This is a genomic window from Jeotgalibacillus salarius, from assembly GCF_004405125.1.
In the GTDB taxonomy this organism is placed as follows: domain Bacteria; phylum Bacillota; class Bacilli; order Bacillales; family Jeotgalibacillaceae; genus Jeotgalibacillus; species Jeotgalibacillus salarius.
Window position 1 is genome coordinate 400503 of record NZ_SORX01000001.1, and the last position, 20060, is coordinate 420562.

Below are 20060 nucleotides of genomic sequence, written 5' to 3' on the forward strand. Positions count from 1 at the left end.
ATTTATCCTTTCTGACGTGCCATCAGTTCCTCAAGGTAAGCCAGGAGGTCCTCTTTCAGGTCTTCCCGTTTCAGACCGAGTTCAAGCGTAGCTTTGATAAAACCCAACTTGTCCCCAACATCATAACGGTTCCCCTTGAAATAATAAGCAAACAATGGCTGAGGCATCTGTCTCAGCGCATCCGTCAATTCAATTTCATTGCGCGCACTCGGCTCAAGGTTTTCTAGTATATTAAAAATTTCAGGCTGCAAAATATATCTGCCCTGAATTGCTAATGTCGATGGAGCTTCCCCTGCAGCCGGTTTCTCAACCAGACTGTCAATCGTGTAAAGCTGTTGATCAATCTGTTTACCTGGAGAAACAATCCCGTACTTCGAGACATCCTCTTTCGGCACTTCCTGCACCCCGATCACCGAACTCCCGGGGTAATCCCCATACACCTCAATCAACTGCTTCAGACAAGGTGGATCCGCTTCAACAATATCATCTCCAAGAATGACCGCAAAGGGCTCATCCCCAATAAAACTTTTTGCACACAAAATAGCATGTCCAAGTCCTTTAGGTTCTTTTTGTCTAATATAATGAATGTTTGCAAGGTTAGAAATGTGCTGCACCTGATCCAGCATCTCACGCTTATCTTTCTTCTCAAGCGTTTCTTCAAGCTCATACGACTTATCAAAATGATCCTCAATCGCACGCTTTCCCCTGCCGCTGATAATAATAATATCTTCAATGCCTGATGCAATCGCCTCTTCCACTATGTACTGTATCATCGGCTTATCCACAATCGGCAGCATTTCCTTCGGCTGTGCCTTCGTCGCCGGCAGCATTCTTGTTCCAAGACCTGCAGCCGGTATAATCACCTTTCTCACCTGCTTCATCCATCATCCCTCCGCTCATATCCTTCAATCTCTCTATTATAACGCAAAACAGGGAATATCTGATAGCAAAAACGTGATTTTGCACATTATCTAATTGTATGCGAGCAAGAAGATAAGTGCCAGCCTTAAACATGAAATTTAAACGAACTGTAATGATTGTTACGCACAAAGAGAACAAAACGACAGATGACTATATCTAAAGTCTTATATATAATAAGAGAAGTAGAGCGAAGTATAGGGTCAGACCCCGCACTTCAGTCCCCGGCTTCGGCAGAGGAATGAAGTGGAGGGTCTGACCCTCCACTTCCGTAATAGGATCGGGGGATTAAAAATGAATGTCGGGTCAATTATCAAATATTACCGAACAAAAAAAGGCCTCACTCAGACCGAATTGGCTGATGGCATTTGTTCAACTTCTCACCTGAGCAAGATCGAGACCAACATGTATTCAGCAAATGAAGAGACTGTGAATATGCTGCTTGCGAAGTTGGATTTGCAGCTTGAGGATATTACGGGGGATTTGCGTGAGGTCCACGATTTGTTGGAATCTTTTATGCATGCGCTATTTATGCAGGATCGTGAATCGATTGAAAATTTGTATGAAGAACTTAAAGAAAAAGAGGATTATATACTAACAAGCGAGTATGTGAATTTATACCATTTATATATGTTACGGTACTATTTATTTCATTGGGATGATGAAGGAATACAAGAATCATTAAATATGATTAAAAAAATTAAAAATACCTTTGATCCTATTGAAAAAAATATTTTAGTATTTTTCAGAGGATTTCATTATTCTATGAATGAGAAATATGAAGAAGGTTTAAAAACAGTCCACGAATTTTTGAGAAATCCTCTTCCTGTTGGCGGAATGTGGATAGGTGAAGCAAGTTATATTTTGTCACACCTATATACTTCTCTTAATCAAAACGAAGCGGCTTTGACCTTCAGTAAAAAGGCGTACGATGTTTTTCTAACAGAGTCAAATTTCATACGTCAGGTTCACTCACAAATGATCCTTGGTATTAGCTATATGAGGTTGAATCTTTACTCTGAAGCATTAACAGTTTATAAATCTCTTTTAAGAAATACAAGGATGTTTTTTAAAGACACGCTTTATCCGGGGGTATTAATCAACTATGCCCGCTGCCAATATTTACTCAAAGAATACTCTAAAGCTGAGAAGTCCACGAATGAAGCAATCGACCTTTCAGAGCCATTTTCGTATAGTTACGGAACATCTTTACTTATTTGGCTAGAATGCAAGGTGAAACTAAATGACATTGACAAAAAATGGCACTCAAGAATGAGGCTTCTAAAAGAAACAGATACAATAATTGGAGATAAATACTTTTTTCACCATTTGAATTTTCTTGAAAAGTATGAATTTTCCCAATACGAAGGCGTTAAATATGCGGTAAAATATTTGTATCCCCATCTCATTAAGCTCCAAAGTTTTAGCGATGCGCTGGAAGTTTTGGAGAAAATTATCGATTATTATGAGTCTGTAGGCGATACAGAGAAGGTTGCTTATTTTTACAGCCAATGGAGAAATTTAATTACAAGGGAGAGGAAATTAAATGTTTAAACTTAAGAAAGTAGCTGTTTCGTTGTCAATAGCTCTATCACTTGCAGTTAGTTTTAGTACATTTGATGTTGGTTTTAACGAAAAATCAGTCCACATTGCTTCACCAGACGAATTTTCTACAATGGATCGAGACAGAATTGTTAAGCCACCAGCTTGATTGCAATTTTTACCATTAAGATTTTCCCAATAGACGAATAGAGATATTTATATTAAAATAAGAATATGAAATGACCCAGCAATACCCTCTCATTGGCCGTCCGATTAATCGGGCGGCACTTTTTATGCGTAAAATGTCATATGTTAATAGATTTATCAGATAAGTGTCGGATTATAGATATCTAAAATCATTTTTTTAAAAAAATATTCGACCTTTTATGACAAAATATTTGGATTTTTCCCAACATAAAAACCCTCTCTTCCGGTTATCAGATGAGAGGGTTTTATGGTGCGCTTCGGGCTCGTGCGTTCATTACTGTGCCGCCTCCTCAGTTTTCAGCTGATTCGTTAGCTGAATAAACAGGTCCCGGTCTCCTTCAAGGAGCGCTTTATCGATTAGTCTGTAAAGATTCTGCATTTCTAAATGTCCGATTTCTTCATTCATCGCTTCTTCCTCCTCGTCCGCCAGGATTTGCTCAACATAGAATTGTGATACTGATTTCAGGTGATCAACAAGGTCCGAGATTTGCAAAAGTTGAAACAGCGGAATTCTGAAGATGCGGGCACCTCTTTGGAAAACGAATATATCTGTTAAGTTTTCGATCTGCCTTGTCTTAAGATTGATTCTGATTTCATTCGATTCAACCGGAATGAACTGATAAACTTCCTCTCCTTTAACCACCGAGAAATATTGATAAGCGAATACAAGCTTGAGTTCATGGCCTTCCTGCAGCGTATAAAACGGCTTCATCATCTTAACTGTCAGCAGCATCGTTCTCCCTCCTGTCTATTATATTTTTTAAATATTCAGTACTTTAACATAATTATCGTATATTTTATGAGAAATGAAAAGGAAAAATACTTGATTATTTTCTGGAAAAGCATATTTGACATCTTTTTTTCACATTTTGTTCGGATGAATTCCCGATTAACCTTGCTGATTTTGCTCTATTTCAATATAAGTAGGAATCGTTGAGGATGGTGGAAAATTTGATTTGTAAATTATGGATATTTTCTTGTAGTAATGAATATGAAGAGCTGTACATCACACTACGGATTCGATGATTACGTCCATCGGTTATGCTGATGCGACCGTCAATCGTGTAAACACTACCATCAAACGGGATTTCATTACTGTCACCTCGGGTATATCATACCGTCATACGTCTTCATACTACCGTCGATCCATTTGGTCGGGACGCTTCGTGTGATTTGGAGAACTTGTGTTGCATTTCAGCGATTTTCGTGGTCACTGTTCAATTTCGACTTTTATGTTGCACTTCAGCTAGTTTTCGGGCGGTTCACTGGATTTGCGTGCGATTCACTACAAACTCGTACCATACATTAGGTCGGCTTCTCCTACTAAAAAACCCTCTCCTAAAAATCAAGGAGAGGGTTCTTACTAATGCCATCCATTCGCAATATGTCTTGCTCGGATGACACCTTCTATGTCCTGCAGTCTGTCCATAATGTCTTTTGCTTCTGCATCGTTTAGTTTGTTGTCAATATCTATCAGTGTGTAGGCAAATTCTCCGCGGCTTCGGTTCAGCATGTCGGCAATGTTGAAGTTGCGTTCCGCCAGCAGCTGTGAGAATTGACCGAGCATGTTTGGAATGTTGCGGTGCATGATTGTCAGGCGGCCTGGTGAAGTGAGTGGCAGGCTGACGTTTGGAAGGTTAACAGCATTTTTGATATTACCCGTTTCAAGGTAGTTTTTCAGCTGTCTTGCTGCCATGACTGCACAATTTTCTTCAGATTCTGTTGTCGATGCACCAAGGTGAGGTGTAGCAACCACATTTTCCATACCAAAAATGTCATCGCTCGGGAAATCTGTGATGTATTTTCCGACCGTGCCGTCCTGGAGCGCTGTTTTCAGTGCTTCGTGATCAACAAGTTCTCCGCGGGCAAAGTTGATAAAATGAATGCCTTTTTTCATTGCTTTAAATGCTTTGTCATCAATAATACCGGTTGTTTTCGGGCTGAGCGGAACGTGAATGGTGATGAAGTCACATTGCGACAGCAGTTCATCAAGCTGATGAACGCGCTGTACGCTTCGTGAAATCAACCAGGCTACGTCTACTGATACGAATGGATCGTATGCCATGACTTCCATATCGAGCGCGAGTGCATCATTGGCTACAACTGATCCGATGTTACCTAGTCCAATGACGCCAAGCTTTTTGCCGGCTACTTCATGTCCGATAAATGCTTTTTTGTTCGCTTCCACTTTTTCAGAGATTTCTGTCTCCCCTTTTAAAGAATGAGTCCACTGAACGGCCCGGAACAGGTTACGCGAGCTTGCGATCAGACATGAGATCACGAGTTCTTTTACAGCGTTGGCGTTGGCACCGGGCGTGTTAAAGACGACGACGCCCTGTTCAGAGCAATGGTCGATCGGAATATTATTCGTTCCAGCACCAGCTCTGGCAATTGCCTGGACTGACTGTGGAATTGGCTGGTTATGAAGTTTATGGCTTCTAAGCAATATTGCATCCGGCTCATTGCTTTCGTTGAGCTGGTACTGTTCATCTAACAATTTTAATCCTGCATCGGCAATTTTGTTATAAGTCTGAATCTGATAAGTCAACGTAGAGAACCTCCTGAAAAAATCCTAAGTTAGATTTAGTACGCTGTTGACCTGCGTTTCAGGCGGAGGCTTTCCGGACGGCGGTAGCTGAGCCTCCTCGGCTTTGCCTGCGGGGTCTCAGCTATCCCGCTAATCGTCCCGGAGTCCCCGCCTTACACTCCGGTCACCAGCAGATGGATTATGATATGTTGTAAATACTTCTTACTTATATAGTAGAAACATGAATTCAATACATGTAAAAAAATAACGTTTAATCGACTGTAATTATTATCTACTCTACATTCTTTCATCACAAAATTTATTTGCAGACGAGTTTACAGACTGCATACGATATATGTTTAGTGATTCACACTTAACATCCAATTATGATTTTAAGAAACAGAATTTTATTAAGAAACCTTAGCGTTGACCGTAGCGGAAGGTGGCGACTCCAGCAGGAGAAGACGGACAGATGAGACCCCGCAGAGCTTTAGCTCGAGGAGGCTCATCGCCGTCCCTGCCGGAAAGCGCCATCTGAAGCGCAGGTCATTAGCGGTTACCTAAGCCATGCTTTTTTCATTCTTTATCGTACGCTCAAACTCCCGCATTGCTTCGCACAGCCGCTCCACATGCTCAATTGGCATCGCATTGTACAAACTCGCACGCATGCCACCTACTGAACGGTGGCCTTTTAGTTCCACCAGTTGCTTTGAAGCTGCATAATGCAAAAATGCACGATCCGTTTCTTCATTGCCTGATTTAAAAGGAACATTCATCAGCGAACGATCTTCTTTTTTAACAGGTGAATAAAACAAACTTGATTGATCAATTGCTTCATATAATAGGGATGCTTTTTCACGGTTTCGTTTTTCAACCTCTTTCACCCCGCCAAGCGATTCAATCCACTCAAGCATGAGCCCGATCATATAGATCCCGAATGTTGGTGGCGTATGGTAAAGGGAATCTGCTTTTGTGTGTGTTTCGTAATTTAGCATGGTGGGCAGCGTGTCAGATGCGTGCCCGATGAGATCATCTCTGATAATGACAACGGTGACGCCGGCTGGTCCGAGATTTTTTTGGGCACCAGCATAAATCACGCCGTAATCGCTGACGTTGATTTCTTCTGAAAGAATGCCGGATGACCAGTCGTTAATGATTGGCGCATCCGTTTTCGGCAGCTTTGTGAAACGAGTTCCTTCTATTGTATTGTTACCTGTGATGTGTACGTAGGATAAGTTATTTGAGTGTGTAATATTAGAGAAATCCGGGATTTGACCGAATTGATCGCCTTCAGACGTTGCTATGACTGTCGTTTGTCCGACCTTTTTAGCCTCTTTCAGCGCTTTCTGGGACCAAGAGCCTGTAATAATGTAGCCCGCTTCGTGATCTTTTTGTAACAAATTTAACGGGATCATGCTGAATTGTAACGATGCGCCTCCCTGTAAAAATAAAATTTTATAGTTTTCGGGGATATTCATAACTTTTTTTAAAAGGTGTTTTGTGTTTTCTAAAATGTCCTCGAAGGCTTTTGACCGGTGGCTCATCTCCATTACCGACATGCCAGCGTGATTTGTGTCGACGAGTTCAGATTGCGCTCGCATCAATACTTCGAGCGGCATGGCTGAAGGTCCCGCCGAAAAGTTTACGACTCGATCCATCAATATTCTACTCCTCTCTTACACTTTAAATCATTAAACTATCCTTTCTGATAATAGAGTATAGTATAGTCCTCACGTGGACACATGTCAACGCTGTATAGACAAATTCACACGTAATGTAATTGTTATCTCTCTCTAACCGTTTTGTCATTGCAGTGCAATGTATGCGTGTTATGCTTGGTCCTGTTAGTGAAAAGGAGGTAATTCAATCATGAAAAAACAAATCGTTGCACTAACTGCAATCGCAGCATTATCAACAGGCGCAGCAGCGTCAGCTTCAGCGGCAGATTATTCAGTCAAAAAAGGTGATACTCTTTGGAGCATCTCTCAAAATAATAACGTAACAGTAGAACAAATCCAGGAGTGGAACAACTTATCTTCTACTCTTATATTCCCGGCACAGACACTTCAGGTTTCTGGTGACGCACAAGCAGCTTCAGAAAGCACTTATACTGTAGTGAAAGGTGACACACTTTATAAGATCGCAACTGAGCACGGCATTTCTGTAGGTGAACTTATGAGCTGGAATGGCCTTTCAAGTGACCTAATCTTCCCTGGACAGGAATTCTCAGTAGCAGGCCAGGCAGTAGCACCTGCTCAAGCTTCAGCTCCGGCTGAACAGGCAGCACCTGCACAGGACTCAGGTCAAACACAGTCAACTGAAGGTGTATCAGGTACTGGTGGAGAAGCGCCATCATCTGACGCTGTACAGTCAATGACAGTAACAGCAACTGCTTACACAGCATATTGTAATGGTTGTTCAGGTGTAACAAGAACAGGGATTGACCTTCGTGCAAACCCTAACCAGAAAGTAATCGCAGTAGACCCTAACGTCATCCCACTTGGTTCACGTGTATGGGTTGAAGGCTACGGCGAAGCGATCGCTGGAGACACTGGCGGCGCTATTAAAGGAAATAAGATCGACCTATTCATTCCATCACAACAAGATGCGCTTAACTTTGGCGTACAAACTTTAGATATCAAGATCCTAGACTAACAGGATAATATATATAAAACCCCGCTGTTCTGCTGAACAGCGGGGTTTTTGTATGTTGTTAAATAAATTCACCTAATACATAGAAAAATCCTGCAATTGCCATGAGGATCCCTCCACCACGAAAGATAATGTATGACAATTCACTCTGTTCAGCATTAATCAGCCAACCGATATGCAAGAACCAGGGAATGACAGGCTTCCATGCAATGATGAGGCCAACTATTAATAGAAAAATTCCTTCAAACATTGTGTACTCCTTTTTGATGTGTCAGTCTCATTTAAACACAGTTGAGTATAGAAAACGAGACTGAATTTGTCAGATAACGATTAAAGCTGGTTCATAGCTATACCGTTTTCGTTCATCAGTTTAAAAACTACGTTGATCTCCGCGAAATTTTCGTCTTCAATTAACTAAACATAGCCCATCGCTGCACGATTTCGGTTCATAGATGCTGAAACTGCGTTCAGGGTCTAAGCATTTCCTACTTCCAGAAGCAATTTTCCACTCGAATCGAAAACCAGATCAGTAAATAAAATTCTAATTAATAAACCGACATTGGAAGTCCAGTGCCTTTATCAATTCCATACTCCCCTGAGTACTCAGATGAATGCCTATAGAAAATATAATTACCATCTGTTTCTCTCAGGTATTCATATTTATAAACTTGAACAGTAGAAACTGCTCGATCATCTCCTTCAAGATAATTTGCAGCTTCATCAATTGAAAGATTCAATGCTGGCAACCCTTTATTTTGTTGGAAATATGTTCTCTTGTAATCGTTCACTTTCCATGTACCATTATCTTTCTTCAGTTCTAATTTGTATTCAGCTGATGGATTCAGACCAACCATAGTATGAAGCACCTTCAGTTCGATGGTGTCTTCACTATTTTCAATCATTTCAAAGCCTAATTTAGTATTAAAACCGCCAGTATAATAAAGTCCGTCACACGCACGGCACTGCTTTTCATAATTTTCAATTACTGTAAGCTCATAAGCATTTGTAACGGTCTCAAGCATGTCTGAGCGGAAATTTTCGTACGGATAGACCGGCTCTCCGTGATTAGTTTTGATTACATTTGAATAGAATGTATTTTTCATTTCATTAAATGTACCTCTTGCTGTTACCCACGCCATATCATCTGTGAGCTCTTTTGACTCATAGATCCGATGGATGAATGCTGCAAGCTGATAGCGCGTAACGTTATCGTATGAAGAAAATGTATCTGGAGATGTACCTGTTGTAATACCTGCATCCACCAGCGCTTTTACATATGCTGCTTCCCAACTGTCATTACTTACATCTGCAAATCCAGTTTCAGTATCACTTTCGTCAAATGGCAGATCAAATCCCTCGACCAGCATTTTTGCGATCTGTGCTCTGTTTAAACGGTTTTCAGGGTTAAAGTCTCCATCCTGATCACCAGTTACAATACCGTCCGTTTCAAGAAGTGTAATGTAATCATGAGCCCAGTGCCACTCATCAATATCAGGAAATTCACTTATCTGCTGCGTTGCCTGCAGGTTGCCAATTCCATTAGAAATCATCTTAGCAGCTTGTGCACGTGTGATTTCCTGATAGGGTCTCATTTCAAAACTGACACTGCCATCCGTATTTTGCACTTCATATCCAGTCATCACTTTTTTGAAGAAGGCATTCTCTATTGGCTCAAATGCGTCACTATTCACACTAACATCAGTAAACAGTTCTTCAGCCTCTGCTCCGGCTGTGAGACCGAGTGAAAGAATTCCGGCTCCAACAGTTGTTAATATTCCTTTTGTTAAACGGTTTGTCATAGTCTTCTCCTCCATATTTTAAGGTTCAATTGTCATTGCACCAGTATTTTTATTTACGACAATGATTGCTTCAACACCCTTTTTCTTCAGGCACATCTTCAAATGAAAGATCCACAGGTAAATCGAATGTTTCCACTATCATCTTAGCCACCTGTGCACGGTTCAAGTGTCCTTCAGGATCAAACGTACCATTTTCTTTACCCGTGATGATGTCTGCTCTTGGAAGTAGAGAGTCTGCTGCTGTCCTTTACTCTTCCCTGCTCTCCTAATAGTAGAAACTACCTTCTTCTACATCGAATCTGATGACATCCTGGTATGCTCCATCCGTGTTAAGTTGCATGAGATAGTCACCGTCTTCGTTTGTGCCAAGGTCTGTGATGCTGTATACGTCTGTATCCATACTGTAGTAAAGTCTGAAAGTTGCTTCAATATGGTTTAGTGCCTGTTCTTTTGTTAAGTTAAGTGAGAGTTTATTATCCTGGTAATATTTCACTTCATAGTTGTCAAGTTTCCATTTTCCGTCTTCTTTTGCCAGGCTGATGATATAGTTAGCGTCTGGTGTCAGGCCGTGAACATCCTCGTCATATTGGATCGTGATGCGGTCTTCGCTATATTCGATTACATTTTTATTAAACATTAAATCCATTGTTGCAGTGTATCGTATTCCGTCACAGTCTCCGTTATGAGCGCACTCTCCTGTGAAATTCTTTTTCACAATCGGTTCGTATCCCTCTGTGATAATATGATCTATTTCATTTTTTAAATCTTCATAGTTAAAGGTCGTTTCAGTTTGAGTCGCTTCATGCAGTCCTTCCATATAATGAGACCTGAATTCACTATAAATATTACGAACTTCAAGTAAAATCTGATCTTCACTTAATTCAACTGTATTGAATGAACGGTCAATAAATGCTGCAAGCTGATAACGTGTAACATCCTCTTCAGGTTCAAAAGTCGTTTGTGAAGTGCCGGTCGTGATATCTGATTCAACCAACGCATTGACATAAGCAGCTGCCCAATGATCGGCAGGCACATCTTTAAAGCCAGTCTCTCGATCACTTTCGCTAAATGGCAGATCAAATGTATTCACGATAATTTTTGCTGCTTGTACACGTGTTAATGTATCCTGAGGATCAAATGTACCATCCTCATAACCTCCAAAAATATTTCTTTCAGCCATAATTGTTATGTAGTCATGAGCCCAGTATCTCTCAGTTACGTCTGTAAACGAACTTTTTTCTTGGGTTGCCATCTCAACGCCAAGTGAAGCAGTGATCATTTTTGCAGCTTGAGCACGTGTAACATCTTCATATGGACGCATCTCGTAAGTCCACCCGGACCGGTCTAGATATCCTGTCATGATGTCCATGTAATACACGTTTTCCATCGTTTCAAAAATAGGGGATGATTCATCAATATCAGAAAATGGGCTCTTTATTTTATTATGATCTTCTCCAGAAACTGTATGATATGCTCCAAGTGATAAGACACCTGCTCCTGCAATAGCTGCAATTCTTTTAAATTTATGATTCATTTTTTAACCTCCAGTGTTTTAGTAATAAGACAATTAAAACCTTCCAATAAAGTTCATCTCAAGCGCATAACCATTTAATAGAATTAATAGCAAAGAAATGAATTAAATTACGTAATATACATGTAACATTTAAGTAACAAATAAGAAATAATAAAACCATTTTAATTCCAAACTGATGAAAAAGTCCTAAAGATCATTTATTACTACCTTGTGATTTATAGGTGGTTTTTGAATTATATTAAACGTGTAGTGTTGAACTCGTGGTCTTAAAATATAGATAAAAGAATTAGTGATCTTTAGTTGAATTGTTTTGGTAACTTCCCAATCAATTTATTCTTAAACAAAAATTCAGTTATTCATTTTACTTAAACTCCTTAAAAAAACCGCAGCCTGCACCGGCCGCGGTTTACACATTATACGTACACATTCATACTTTTCTCAAACCCAATTTCTTTCAAAGCTGATTTCAATGTCGCGTAAGAAGATATTTCCGTGAAATTCAGTCCCAGCTGCACAATGGTCTGTGCCATTTCAGGCGAAATACCTGAAATTTTCGGCTTGACTCCGATCAGTTTCAAGGAATCAATCACCTGAAATAATTTATGCGCAACAAACGTATCGACCATCGCTACACCTGATAAATCAATCACAAATTCGCTGACGTTCAATTCCAGACATTTCGTTAAAGATTCTTCCATAATCAGCTTCGCTCGATGTGTATCAATGGTTCCTACAAGCGGCAGTACTGCCACTCCGGTCTCAATTGGTACAACTGGCACCGACATCTCCAGCATCTGCTCCTGTGAGGCCTGAAGGGTATTTGTCTGGACCTCAACGAACGGCAGACAGAAGTAGTACACAACGTCATCTACCGTGCGATCCAGCACTGTAATGACGTCATATAATTTAGCAGCTGAGAATTCATATTCAATGGCTACTTCTTTAATAATTTCACCAATCTCACTGCGATATTCCGGCACTTCTCTCAGCATTGAGTCGAGAGAAATCCCCATTTCTGCACAGGCTTTACCGGTTTTAGTTCCCCAGCTCTGTATTTTTTCTGATCTTTCTTCCTCACTTATGGAAAGAGATTCTCCATAGAGAGTCACGAGCTCAATTCTGAATTCGAGTAAATCCGCAGAAAAAGCTTCCAGACGCTCGTAGCGCTTGTTTTGCCTGCTCGTAATTTTTTTGGCAAGCTCTGTTCTCTGATCAAGAACTTTCCCGGTTAAATATTGTAATGATTTTTCAAGCGCCTCCGTCATATTGAACCCCTTTCAGCCATTTAAATATGCATATCAAATTGTTATGTAAGTGTCATTTATCTCAACATATGAACAAAATTCTTCACCGGTCGTTATAGGTGTAAGCAAAATACATTTACCCCAAATTCATAAGTCTAAACATTTTTTATATATTTTTTTCGTGTGACAAACACATGAGGAATTTTGTCGTTTTTTGTCTTTATATATTAATTATGTAACAACCTGATTAAGAAACGATGATTTTGTTGAATAGAGGTTTTTAGCGGCGTAAGATGAAATCAACAGGAGGCGGAATTGATGCACAAAGAAATGCTTTTCCAGCTATATGAACAGAATGTCTTCATTCAGTCCCAGCAGCCTTCAAATGTACGAAATATTAGCTTGATCAATCCGCTGCCCGGTTCCAGAATTGCCAGTACAGCTGACGGCAAAAAATGTAAACCACTTCAATAGCTTTTGGACATCTTAGATCTGCAGGAGGTGTGATTCGGTGAAATTACTTAATGTAGCCGCAGTCCTTATTGCCATTTTACTTATTTCATATATCGGATTAAAAGTATTTACTGATATGTTCCAAACATCTTTTAACGAATCATTTTTACTCGAATTTGTACTCATTTTCGGAATGATCGGTTTCTATACTTTCCTGAGCTGGAAATCCCAGGAGGAAGAACATTATTAATAGAAGAAAAGCTGCGCAAACTGTTATTCAGAACAGGTTGCGCAGCTTTTTTATTTCAAAATACAGTTTTCAGGACGTGTGAAGCGGCAAATCGTGCAACTTTTTCGGCAGCAGCACAATAGGAATTTCCCTGATCTCATCTCCATAAATATCAGTCATTTGCTGATCGAGATTGCTGAATAGCGCTTCAAACCACTTTTGAACTTCTTCATTCGCAAACACCTCATCAACAAAAAATTCGACAGTCGTTGAGTTATTTTTATGCTGAAACAACTCAATATTAGCAATCGCTTCATACAACCCAAGCGCTTTAAGGCGTTTTGTATAAAACTTCAGCAGCACCCCATCAATTTGATTTTCCTTCATTTTCTTAGAGTCCCCCGCATATTTCACCACGGCCATATTCTTCTCCAGCTCAGGATCATCTTCTCTTTCTACCAAATAATCCGGCAACGCAAAAATAGCTTCCGTCACATCTTCATCTTTATAAAACTGGTGATCATCCACCGTCCACTTATTATCACGAAGCCTCTTACAAATCTCCATAAATAGGACTTTTCCCATTGGGTCGAGCAACATCATTGCCTCTCCCCTTTCTATTAAATGTTTGTTGTACTATGACCGCTTTCACCCCTTTTTAAACACTGAATAAGAAAATGGGATTTTGAGCATATTATTAATGGTTATCGATATGTATTGAAAAATATATTGTTTTTAAAACATACATGCTTTTGTTTCAGATTTAAATTGAATACTGTTTCGGGCACTCCTATTTATAAGTATACAATCACTTCTATCTAATCTCAGCTGGCCCTTGGAGCGGGGAACGTAGACTCCCGCCCCGGAAAGGGACAGGTGAGACCCCGCAAGCGAAGCTGAGAAGGCTCACCGCCCGGGGGAAGGAAAGCGAAGTTCCCCGCGGAAAGGGTCAGCGGTTTTACAAATTAAGTTCTTAATATAGAACAAAAAGTATTGTGTTTATCTGATAAAAGAACTATAATAAACTTTAAACAGAGATAATAAACTAACAGGAGGCGGTATTATGGGTCAGGAATCATATCAATTGAGTGTTCGTTATAAAGATTTCGAATATGCTGTTGCTGGCGATCGTGAATTTGTAGATGAACATGACATAGTTGTTCAGTCTTACCTTTCAAAAATGATGAAAGAGGATGTAAAACCTGGCCCTGGACGTCGCGGGAAAATTTCAAACACATTTGACATTGAAAAAACCACGTCACCCGCGCCTAAGCCTTTACCGCAATCACCCAATGGAGAAAAACCCGGCATTCAGAAATACCTTGAAAATCTTCCGCTGAACGCTGAATGGCAATTTACGCTTGCGATGGCCTATTATCTCACTCATTTTAAAAAGCAGCCTTCATTCACCGCAAAGATGGTCCGTAAACAATTCAGAGAAGCCCGTCATACTGTTCCAAACAATATTCATCTCAGTGTTCATACTTGTGTGAAAAAAGGGTATCTCCAGGAATCCGGTCAGCAGGATCTTCAGAAAATTTATGAATTGACAAATTCAGGACAGGCTTATATTGACACAATCAACGCTGTTTTGCCTGAGGATGTAGAGTCTGAGCAGCCAGACACGCAATCCCCTGATGTGACTGAATTTAATCTGGATAATAACCCTGATCCAAGACTGCTTGAGCGTGTTGAAGACCAGGCTCTTAGTATTTTATATATTTATATGAAAGAATTCGACCGTCCACATATGTCTGCCAAAGAAGTGTTTGATGTGCTGAAAAAACATTTCGCTACTGATCATTCGTCGAAAGCGATTCAAATCGCACTCAGCCGGTCACGTCCTCTGGTTGAAAAGATCAAGCATGAAGGACAAATGCATTACCAGCTGACGAGTAAAGGTATTGATCATATGGAAACATTGCTTAGTAATCAGGTATAACAAAAAAATCCCGGATGTGATCCGGGATTTTTTTGTTATACCTGTTCTCTTGTATTCATCTGTGAGGCAAGCCACTGGACCATTTGCTGCGGTGTCAGTTCTTCTTTTTGACCTTTTTCATGCGCTTTTTTTAGAATTTCAGATAGGTTAATCTGTTCCATTTATGTATCGCTCCATTTAGTGTTTTCCTGTATATTACCTCCTTTCCTTCCAGACTAAACCAGACCAAATGACCATTTCTTCACCAGGTAACAACGGCTTACTTCTGGCAAGCACTGGTCGTGAGTAGTTAAAGGCATAGGTAAGGGCACTGCTTAATGAGCGATGACAATAGATTTCCTGCTGCGGGAAAGTAAAACTGATTGTTCGTGTGACGATGTTACATGAGATCATTACGTTGAAGGACGATTTTCCGCGAAGTGTGATAATGAAGTTAGATTGTTGTGGCACTGATCTTTGTTCATAAAATTGGCATGCTTCAATAAAAACTTTTCTTTCACTGTAAAAAAGATGGTGCAGCTGCCTGAAGAAGTTATAGTGAGGCAGCCGTTCAAAGTCCTGAACCGCTTCATATTCGAGAAAATCCTTCAGAATCGTATTCAAATTTTGCGGCAGCTTGTCAAAACGAAATGTGTATTGATTCATAAAATCCTCCAAAATTCATGATAGCAGCTTCTACAATGGCACTCCGTATCAATGCGGGAGCTGTGATTTTATGAAATGACCCTGTGTTTTCTATTTATTCATTACTTGTTTGTACGAATTGTTCTTTCACCCATTCAAGAAATTCTTTTTCCTCCGGCTTCAATGCTCTGGACAGTTTTTCCTCAAAATCAATACTTGTGTGCTGTACCCAATTCTGAAAAGTATCCACTTACACATCCTCCAATTATCAGAAAATTACTAATTTATTGTATTTTATTATTTAGGATTATATCAAATAATCAACAATATGTTAATGCTTTTAAGTCAACATATTGTTGATATTTACATTTAATTGGACAGAGACCGATATTGTAAATGTATTCAGGACTGAAGAAGGTGAATACATTGTCTTTAGCACATGTTTTAAAGTATTACCGTGAAGAAGTTGTTCAGATTTCCCAAAGAAGTGCAGCTTATCTGTTAAATATTCAGTCTGCCACCTTATCCAATTATGAAAAAGGTACCAGGCAGATTCCGATCGACACCCTGCGGAAAATGAAAGATATCTACCATATTGATAATGACACGTTCATGGCCATGGTTTTATATGAAACGACTGATCCTAAAATGATTAAAGAATCTAAGTTTGAACTTTCACAAAAAGCATTAAAAGCCGAAGATCAGCAGCTGTTGGAGTTTTTGAGAAAGCACCCTTCTTTAATGAATGAACTGCGCATTCTCTTACACTCATCTCCTGCCAAACAAAAATCCCGCATTGAGACATTAGTAGATTTCCTTAAAGTTGCTAAAAAGGGTACTTATTAAAAAGAGCGGCATTTGCTGCTCTTTTTTATTTATATCGTGTATGTGCAAACATCTCACGCCCAGTGCTACGATCATCCACTCTCATTAAATGCTAAAAAGTATAGTGCTTTAGACATCTAGATTTTTCTCACTATTACAACATTTAATTTCAAATTACTTCAAGCAGTGACAAGATCAGTGTTTTTCTTTACAATAGAATAAGTGAGTATTTTTGGGAGGTTTGAAGATGCGGTACGGATTACGCGAGGGATTGAAAGACCCTGGCAGAATGATAGATTTCGTGTTGGGCAGCGATGCTGTTTTACATATAAAACGTTATATTACTGCTGTTTTTATAGCAGGTTTACTTATTTTCGGCTTTGGTGCGGTGATCGGTATGGGCACGCAGGAGTGGGCCGGAAATTTTGTTTTGTTCTATGGACTTGAATATGACCTTCAGCGCTTTTATTTCTTTTTAGGTAAATTAGTCCAGGGATTACTGTATGTGAGTATCGTGCTATTTTTACCGGCTGTTTTCTACTGGCTGATGGGGAAAGAAGTCCGCTTTAAACAGGCGCTGGCACTTTCACTGTTTCCTGTTATAATTCTGCTTTTAGAACAATTAAGCTATATTGTACTGATGGCCTGGCAGGGAATTGACTGGTACTCTTCCCCGTTTTCATGGGGTGTGATTGGTCAGCTGTTCATTGATCAGGCATGGCTGGTTTACTTCCTCGGCGCTATTTCACTGTTTAAGTTCTGGGTTGTTTACTGGCAGTTTATGATCTTGCGCAGTATTACAACGCTTAAATGGTGGGCAGCATTTTTAATTATTTTAGGTTTAAATATATTGTTCTGGACGGCAACAGCTGCACTTGAGTGGCTGCCATTCTATCAGTATTTATTTTTATAAGGGAGGCTGGCAATTGTGAGTAAACGAAGCAAATGGCTGATCGGCATTCTCGCGGTAATTTTTGCCGGCGTGAACCTTTATTTGATCAAACAGGATGAATTGCTTGTAGATCGAACATCGATTGTTCATGATCAGAAAATGGCTCAAAGCGAGCTGGTCGAAGAAGTCATGGTAAAGAATGGCGTTGTGCACACTGCGCTTGAAGAACGGGTTTATTTTTCTGAACAGCTCGGGATGTTTACAAGATTTTTAGTAGAAGAAGGCGATCAGGTATCACCTGGAACGCCTCTTTATGAATATACAGTGTCAGATTTAGAGGAGCAGCGTCTTGTGTTTGAATCAGAAATTGAGCAGATTGATGATGAAATTTCGGCTGTGGAATCTTATATTACTGAGCTTGATACCATTGAGCGTCAGATTTCATCAACAACCTCTTCATCTTCAGCAAATGCTGCTAATGCAACGCCGACGAGTTCATTGGATGATGAAGAACTGCTTGTGACAATAGAGCTTGAGGTTGGAATTGATGTATCAGATGCAACAGTTGAGCAGACAAGGGCACTGGTTGAGCAGCAGATTGGCCAGCAGGAAGCACAGGTTGAAAGGCTGGAAGCTGAGCGTGATAAGTACGAACGTTTGGCTGATGGACTTGAAGACAGCCCTGTTGTGACGGTTGAAAGTGAATTCACCGGCCAGGTTGCGCGGCTTGCAGAAGATATCAGTCACCCGCTCATTACGATTTACACAGATTCACTTGCTTCACGTTCTAAACTGACCGATGAAGAAGCAAAATTGGTGACTGAAGGAATGGAAGCCCGCGTTGCTTCACCGGTTGCCGAATCAATCGGTGATGGTGTTGTCGCTTCGAATCCTTTATTGCCTGAGCAGGAGCCTGCTTTAGATAAGAAAAGTATGTATCCTGTAAATATCGATTTACTGACAGCCACTCAGGACTGGTTTATCGGTCAGCACGTGGTGAACGAAATCGTGCTTGAAGCTGCGCCGAATGCGGTTACAATGCCGGTGATTGGACTGGACATTTCAAAGGTTTATGTACTGAACGCAATGGGCATTGTTGAACCGAGAATTGTCGAAATCGGCATCCTCGACGGCGATCGCCAGCAGATCCTGAGCGGCCTTGAGCCAGGCGAATGGGTCACGGTTGATCCCGAACAGATTGAGCGTACGGCTATGCCTTACATCACGCCAATGACGATTGAGCGCCTGACGTTTGATAACTTAGGTTACACGGAAAAGCGTACGAACTGGAAATATGTACTGCTCGGCGTATTGCCGAATTGATTAAAGAGCCCTGCTGATGCGGGGCTTTTTTTGGTTTAATTTTGATGCACTTAGGTAACTAGAGGCCTGTTTCCAAAGTGCATGCAGGGCCAGGGGCGCGTTAGGCGCGTCGGACCAGTGGCGAGGACGCCGGACGAGCGAGCGGAATTGGTTCACCACTGTCTTTTTTTGAATCATCTCTGCTGTTTATTGGCTCACCTCCTTCCATAATTGAATCACCGATTGGAGGAGGCTGCTTTATTGGCTCATCTCCAGTCATATTTGTATCACCTCTTCGCGTAATTGAATCACATCGCACATTTATTGGCCGCACGCTATCCTTGCCCTTCAAGCACTTGGGAACCCGAAAAGCGGTGTACTTTTCAACTTCTATTCAAGAATCTTGTTTTTTCGATAGTATTTTGTCCCCTTTGTTACACCAGTCTTTTGCAAATTTGCTTTTATTGCAATTCTGGTTATAGATTGTTTTGAAAAGTCTCCCAGAAATTTTCTCAGTTCTTTGTTTCCAATACCCTCTCCCAACAGCATAAAGGCTTCTTCAATCGCTTGCTCAATAATATGAAAACCTTCGCAAGAACAGTTCGTGCAGTAACATTTTGTACTTCTTCTCTTAACTGTGAACTGTTCACAGGAAGGGCAGGAAATCCCCTTAATCAAACTGCTGACTGAGAAATCAAAACGTTTAAACCAATCAACATCAAGTTCTTCATGACTTGCGACCATCAGATTGGCTAGTGCTCTGATCTGGGTTAATGAGTATTTTTTTGAAGATAATGCAGCGAGCTCGTCGTTTACTACGAAGGGAATTGCAGAAGATGGATGAACATTTTTTAAAAGCTCCACGGATTCTGCTTTTAAAATCGTCCGCGGATTGCTCATAATGATTAATGGAATAATAGGGATTTTTAATTTAAATTCTCTTTTAATCCATCTTTCAAGGTTGTCTTTTTGCATGTTAACTTGCGTATGGAAACTCTTTTGTGCTTTTGTTTCATTATTTAATGTTTTTATTACCTGTTCATATGAAGACCTAAGTTCCAGTGTGCCGATCATATTTTTAATTTCAAGAATAATAATGGCTTTGTGATAAATCAGCACAGTATCAATTTGAAAAATGAAAGTGCCATTCTTCAAACGCAGATTATGCAATACCAATGGAGGTGGATCTAAATAAGAAATATAGTAGTCAGTACTTTGTTCACCTTTAAAACCAGCTATTTGTTTGTATAATTCTTCATCAACCAACTGTTTTTTCGGATGGAAATCAGACATTCTTTTTGCTATACATTGCAATTTCTTAATATGAATTGGCATATCGCGATGCTTTATGATCATAGTTTTCCTCTATT

At 40.2% G+C, this 20060-nt stretch carries 24 protein-coding genes; 9 read left to right on the forward strand and 15 right to left on the reverse strand.

Annotated features, from left to right (window positions below; translation table 11 throughout):
- Positions 1-2: 2 nt before the first annotated feature.
- Positions 3-881, reverse strand: a complete 879-nt coding sequence (galU, locus tag E2626_RS01730) for a UTP--glucose-1-phosphate uridylyltransferase GalU (protein ID WP_134378995.1) — start codon at positions 879-881, stop codon at positions 3-5.
- Between the two features lie 331 nt (positions 882-1212).
- Between galU and E2626_RS01735 the strand changes: the two genes are divergently transcribed.
- Both E2626_RS01735 and E2626_RS17115 read left to right on the forward strand, forming a co-directional pair.
- Positions 1213-2472, forward strand: a complete 1260-nt coding sequence (locus E2626_RS01735) for a helix-turn-helix domain-containing protein (protein WP_134378997.1) — start codon at positions 1213-1215, stop codon at positions 2470-2472.
- Positions 2465-2629, forward strand: a complete 165-nt coding sequence (locus tag E2626_RS17115) for a hypothetical protein (protein WP_166786704.1) — start codon at positions 2465-2467, stop codon at positions 2627-2629. Before E2626_RS01735 ends, E2626_RS17115 begins: the two co-directional genes overlap by 8 nt.
- A gap of 312 nt (positions 2630-2941) precedes the next feature.
- On the opposite strand, the gene E2626_RS01740 is transcribed toward E2626_RS17115, so the two are convergent.
- From E2626_RS01740 to serC, 3 genes are all read right to left on the reverse strand, one after another.
- Positions 2942-3400: an IDEAL domain-containing protein gene (locus E2626_RS01740; RefSeq protein ID WP_244094220.1), complete on the reverse strand. Its 459-nt coding sequence runs from the start codon at positions 3398-3400 to the stop codon at positions 2942-2944.
- A gap of 630 nt (positions 3401-4030) precedes the next feature.
- Positions 4031-5215, reverse strand: a complete 1185-nt coding sequence (locus tag E2626_RS01745) for a phosphoglycerate dehydrogenase (RefSeq protein ID WP_134378999.1) — start codon at positions 5213-5215, stop codon at positions 4031-4033.
- A gap of 539 nt (positions 5216-5754) precedes the next feature.
- On the reverse strand, positions 5755-6852 hold the full coding sequence (serC, locus tag E2626_RS01750; protein WP_134379001.1) for a 3-phosphoserine/phosphohydroxythreonine transaminase: 1098 nt from the start codon (positions 6850-6852) through the stop codon (positions 5755-5757).
- Between the two features lie 211 nt (positions 6853-7063).
- Between serC and E2626_RS01755 the strand changes: the two genes are divergently transcribed.
- Positions 7064-7849 carry a LysM peptidoglycan-binding and 3D domain-containing protein gene (locus E2626_RS01755; protein ID WP_134379003.1) on the forward strand — a complete coding sequence of 262 codons (786 nt, stop codon included), beginning with the start codon at positions 7064-7066 and terminating at the stop codon, positions 7847-7849.
- Between the two features lie 58 nt (positions 7850-7907).
- Here E2626_RS01755 and E2626_RS01760 read toward each other — a convergent pair whose 3' ends face one another.
- The 5 genes from E2626_RS01760 to E2626_RS01780 form a co-directional block, all read right to left on the reverse strand.
- Complete coding sequence (locus E2626_RS01760) at positions 7908-8096, reverse strand: DUF6199 family natural product biosynthesis protein (protein ID WP_134379005.1); 189 nt, start codon at positions 8094-8096, stop codon at positions 7908-7910.
- Positions 8097-8391: 295 nt separating this feature from the next.
- Complete coding sequence (locus E2626_RS01765; RefSeq protein ID WP_166786705.1) at positions 8392-9645, reverse strand: S-layer homology domain-containing protein; 1254 nt, start codon at positions 9643-9645, stop codon at positions 8392-8394.
- A gap of 70 nt (positions 9646-9715) precedes the next feature.
- On the reverse strand, positions 9716-9856 hold the full coding sequence (locus E2626_RS17525; protein WP_134379323.1) for a hypothetical protein: 141 nt from the start codon (positions 9854-9856) through the stop codon (positions 9716-9718).
- Between the two features lie 54 nt (positions 9857-9910).
- On the reverse strand, positions 9911-11179 hold the full coding sequence (locus E2626_RS01775) for an S-layer homology domain-containing protein (protein ID WP_134379009.1): 1269 nt from the start codon (positions 11177-11179) through the stop codon (positions 9911-9913).
- A gap of 413 nt (positions 11180-11592) precedes the next feature.
- Positions 11593-12444, reverse strand: coding sequence for an STAS domain-containing protein (locus tag E2626_RS01780; RefSeq protein ID WP_134379011.1), 852 nt, complete (start codon positions 12442-12444; stop codon positions 11593-11595).
- A 297-nt stretch (positions 12445-12741) separates the two neighbouring features.
- Between E2626_RS01780 and E2626_RS17120 the strand changes: the two genes are divergently transcribed.
- Complete coding sequence (locus E2626_RS17120) at positions 12742-12897, forward strand: hypothetical protein (RefSeq protein WP_166786706.1); 156 nt, start codon at positions 12742-12744, stop codon at positions 12895-12897.
- Between the two features lie 37 nt (positions 12898-12934).
- Positions 12935-13126 (forward strand): hypothetical protein, encoded by a 192-nt coding sequence (locus E2626_RS01785; RefSeq protein ID WP_134379013.1) that lies wholly within the window; start codon positions 12935-12937, stop codon positions 13124-13126.
- Between the two features lie 69 nt (positions 13127-13195).
- Here E2626_RS01785 and E2626_RS01790 read toward each other — a convergent pair whose 3' ends face one another.
- Positions 13196-13708, reverse strand: coding sequence for a hypothetical protein (locus E2626_RS01790; RefSeq protein ID WP_134379016.1), 513 nt, complete (start codon positions 13706-13708; stop codon positions 13196-13198).
- Between the two features lie 460 nt (positions 13709-14168).
- Between E2626_RS01790 and E2626_RS01795 the strand changes: the two genes are divergently transcribed.
- The gene (locus E2626_RS01795) at positions 14169-15047 is read left to right on the forward strand and encodes a hypothetical protein (RefSeq protein WP_134379018.1); all 879 of its coding nucleotides are present in this window, start codon (positions 14169-14171) and stop codon (positions 15045-15047) included.
- A gap of 35 nt (positions 15048-15082) precedes the next feature.
- Here E2626_RS01795 and E2626_RS17415 read toward each other — a convergent pair whose 3' ends face one another.
- From E2626_RS17415 to E2626_RS17420, 3 genes are all read right to left on the reverse strand, one after another.
- Positions 15083-15208 carry a YwzD family small protein gene (locus E2626_RS17415; RefSeq protein WP_279587243.1) on the reverse strand — a complete coding sequence of 42 codons (126 nt, stop codon included), beginning with the start codon at positions 15206-15208 and terminating at the stop codon, positions 15083-15085.
- A gap of 34 nt (positions 15209-15242) precedes the next feature.
- Positions 15243-15692, reverse strand: coding sequence for a hypothetical protein (locus E2626_RS01800; protein ID WP_134379020.1), 450 nt, complete (start codon positions 15690-15692; stop codon positions 15243-15245).
- A gap of 94 nt (positions 15693-15786) precedes the next feature.
- Positions 15787-15921 carry a hypothetical protein gene (locus tag E2626_RS17420; protein WP_279587244.1) on the reverse strand — a complete coding sequence of 45 codons (135 nt, stop codon included), beginning with the start codon at positions 15919-15921 and terminating at the stop codon, positions 15787-15789.
- A 176-nt stretch (positions 15922-16097) separates the two neighbouring features.
- Here E2626_RS17420 and E2626_RS01805 point away from each other — a divergent pair, with 176 nt between their 5' ends.
- The 3 genes from E2626_RS01805 (at position 16098) to E2626_RS01815 (ending at position 18711) form a co-directional block, all read left to right on the forward strand.
- A complete protein-coding gene (locus E2626_RS01805; protein ID WP_134379022.1) occupies positions 16098-16517 on the forward strand; it encodes a helix-turn-helix domain-containing protein in 420 nt (139 codons plus the stop codon).
- A 226-nt stretch (positions 16518-16743) separates the two neighbouring features.
- Complete coding sequence (locus tag E2626_RS01810; protein WP_134379024.1) at positions 16744-17409, forward strand: hypothetical protein; 666 nt, start codon at positions 16744-16746, stop codon at positions 17407-17409.
- A gap of 15 nt (positions 17410-17424) precedes the next feature.
- Positions 17425-18711, forward strand: coding sequence for an efflux RND transporter periplasmic adaptor subunit (locus tag E2626_RS01815; protein ID WP_134379026.1), 1287 nt, complete (start codon positions 17425-17427; stop codon positions 18709-18711).
- A 100-nt stretch (positions 18712-18811) separates the two neighbouring features.
- On the opposite strand, the gene E2626_RS17125 is transcribed toward E2626_RS01815, so the two are convergent.
- Positions 18812-18970: a hypothetical protein gene (locus tag E2626_RS17125; protein WP_166786707.1), complete on the reverse strand. Its 159-nt coding sequence runs from the start codon at positions 18968-18970 to the stop codon at positions 18812-18814.
- A 110-nt stretch (positions 18971-19080) separates the two neighbouring features.
- Complete coding sequence (locus tag E2626_RS01820) at positions 19081-20046, reverse strand: nuclease-related domain-containing protein (RefSeq protein WP_134379028.1); 966 nt, start codon at positions 20044-20046, stop codon at positions 19081-19083.
- Positions 20047-20060 lie beyond the last annotated feature (14 nt).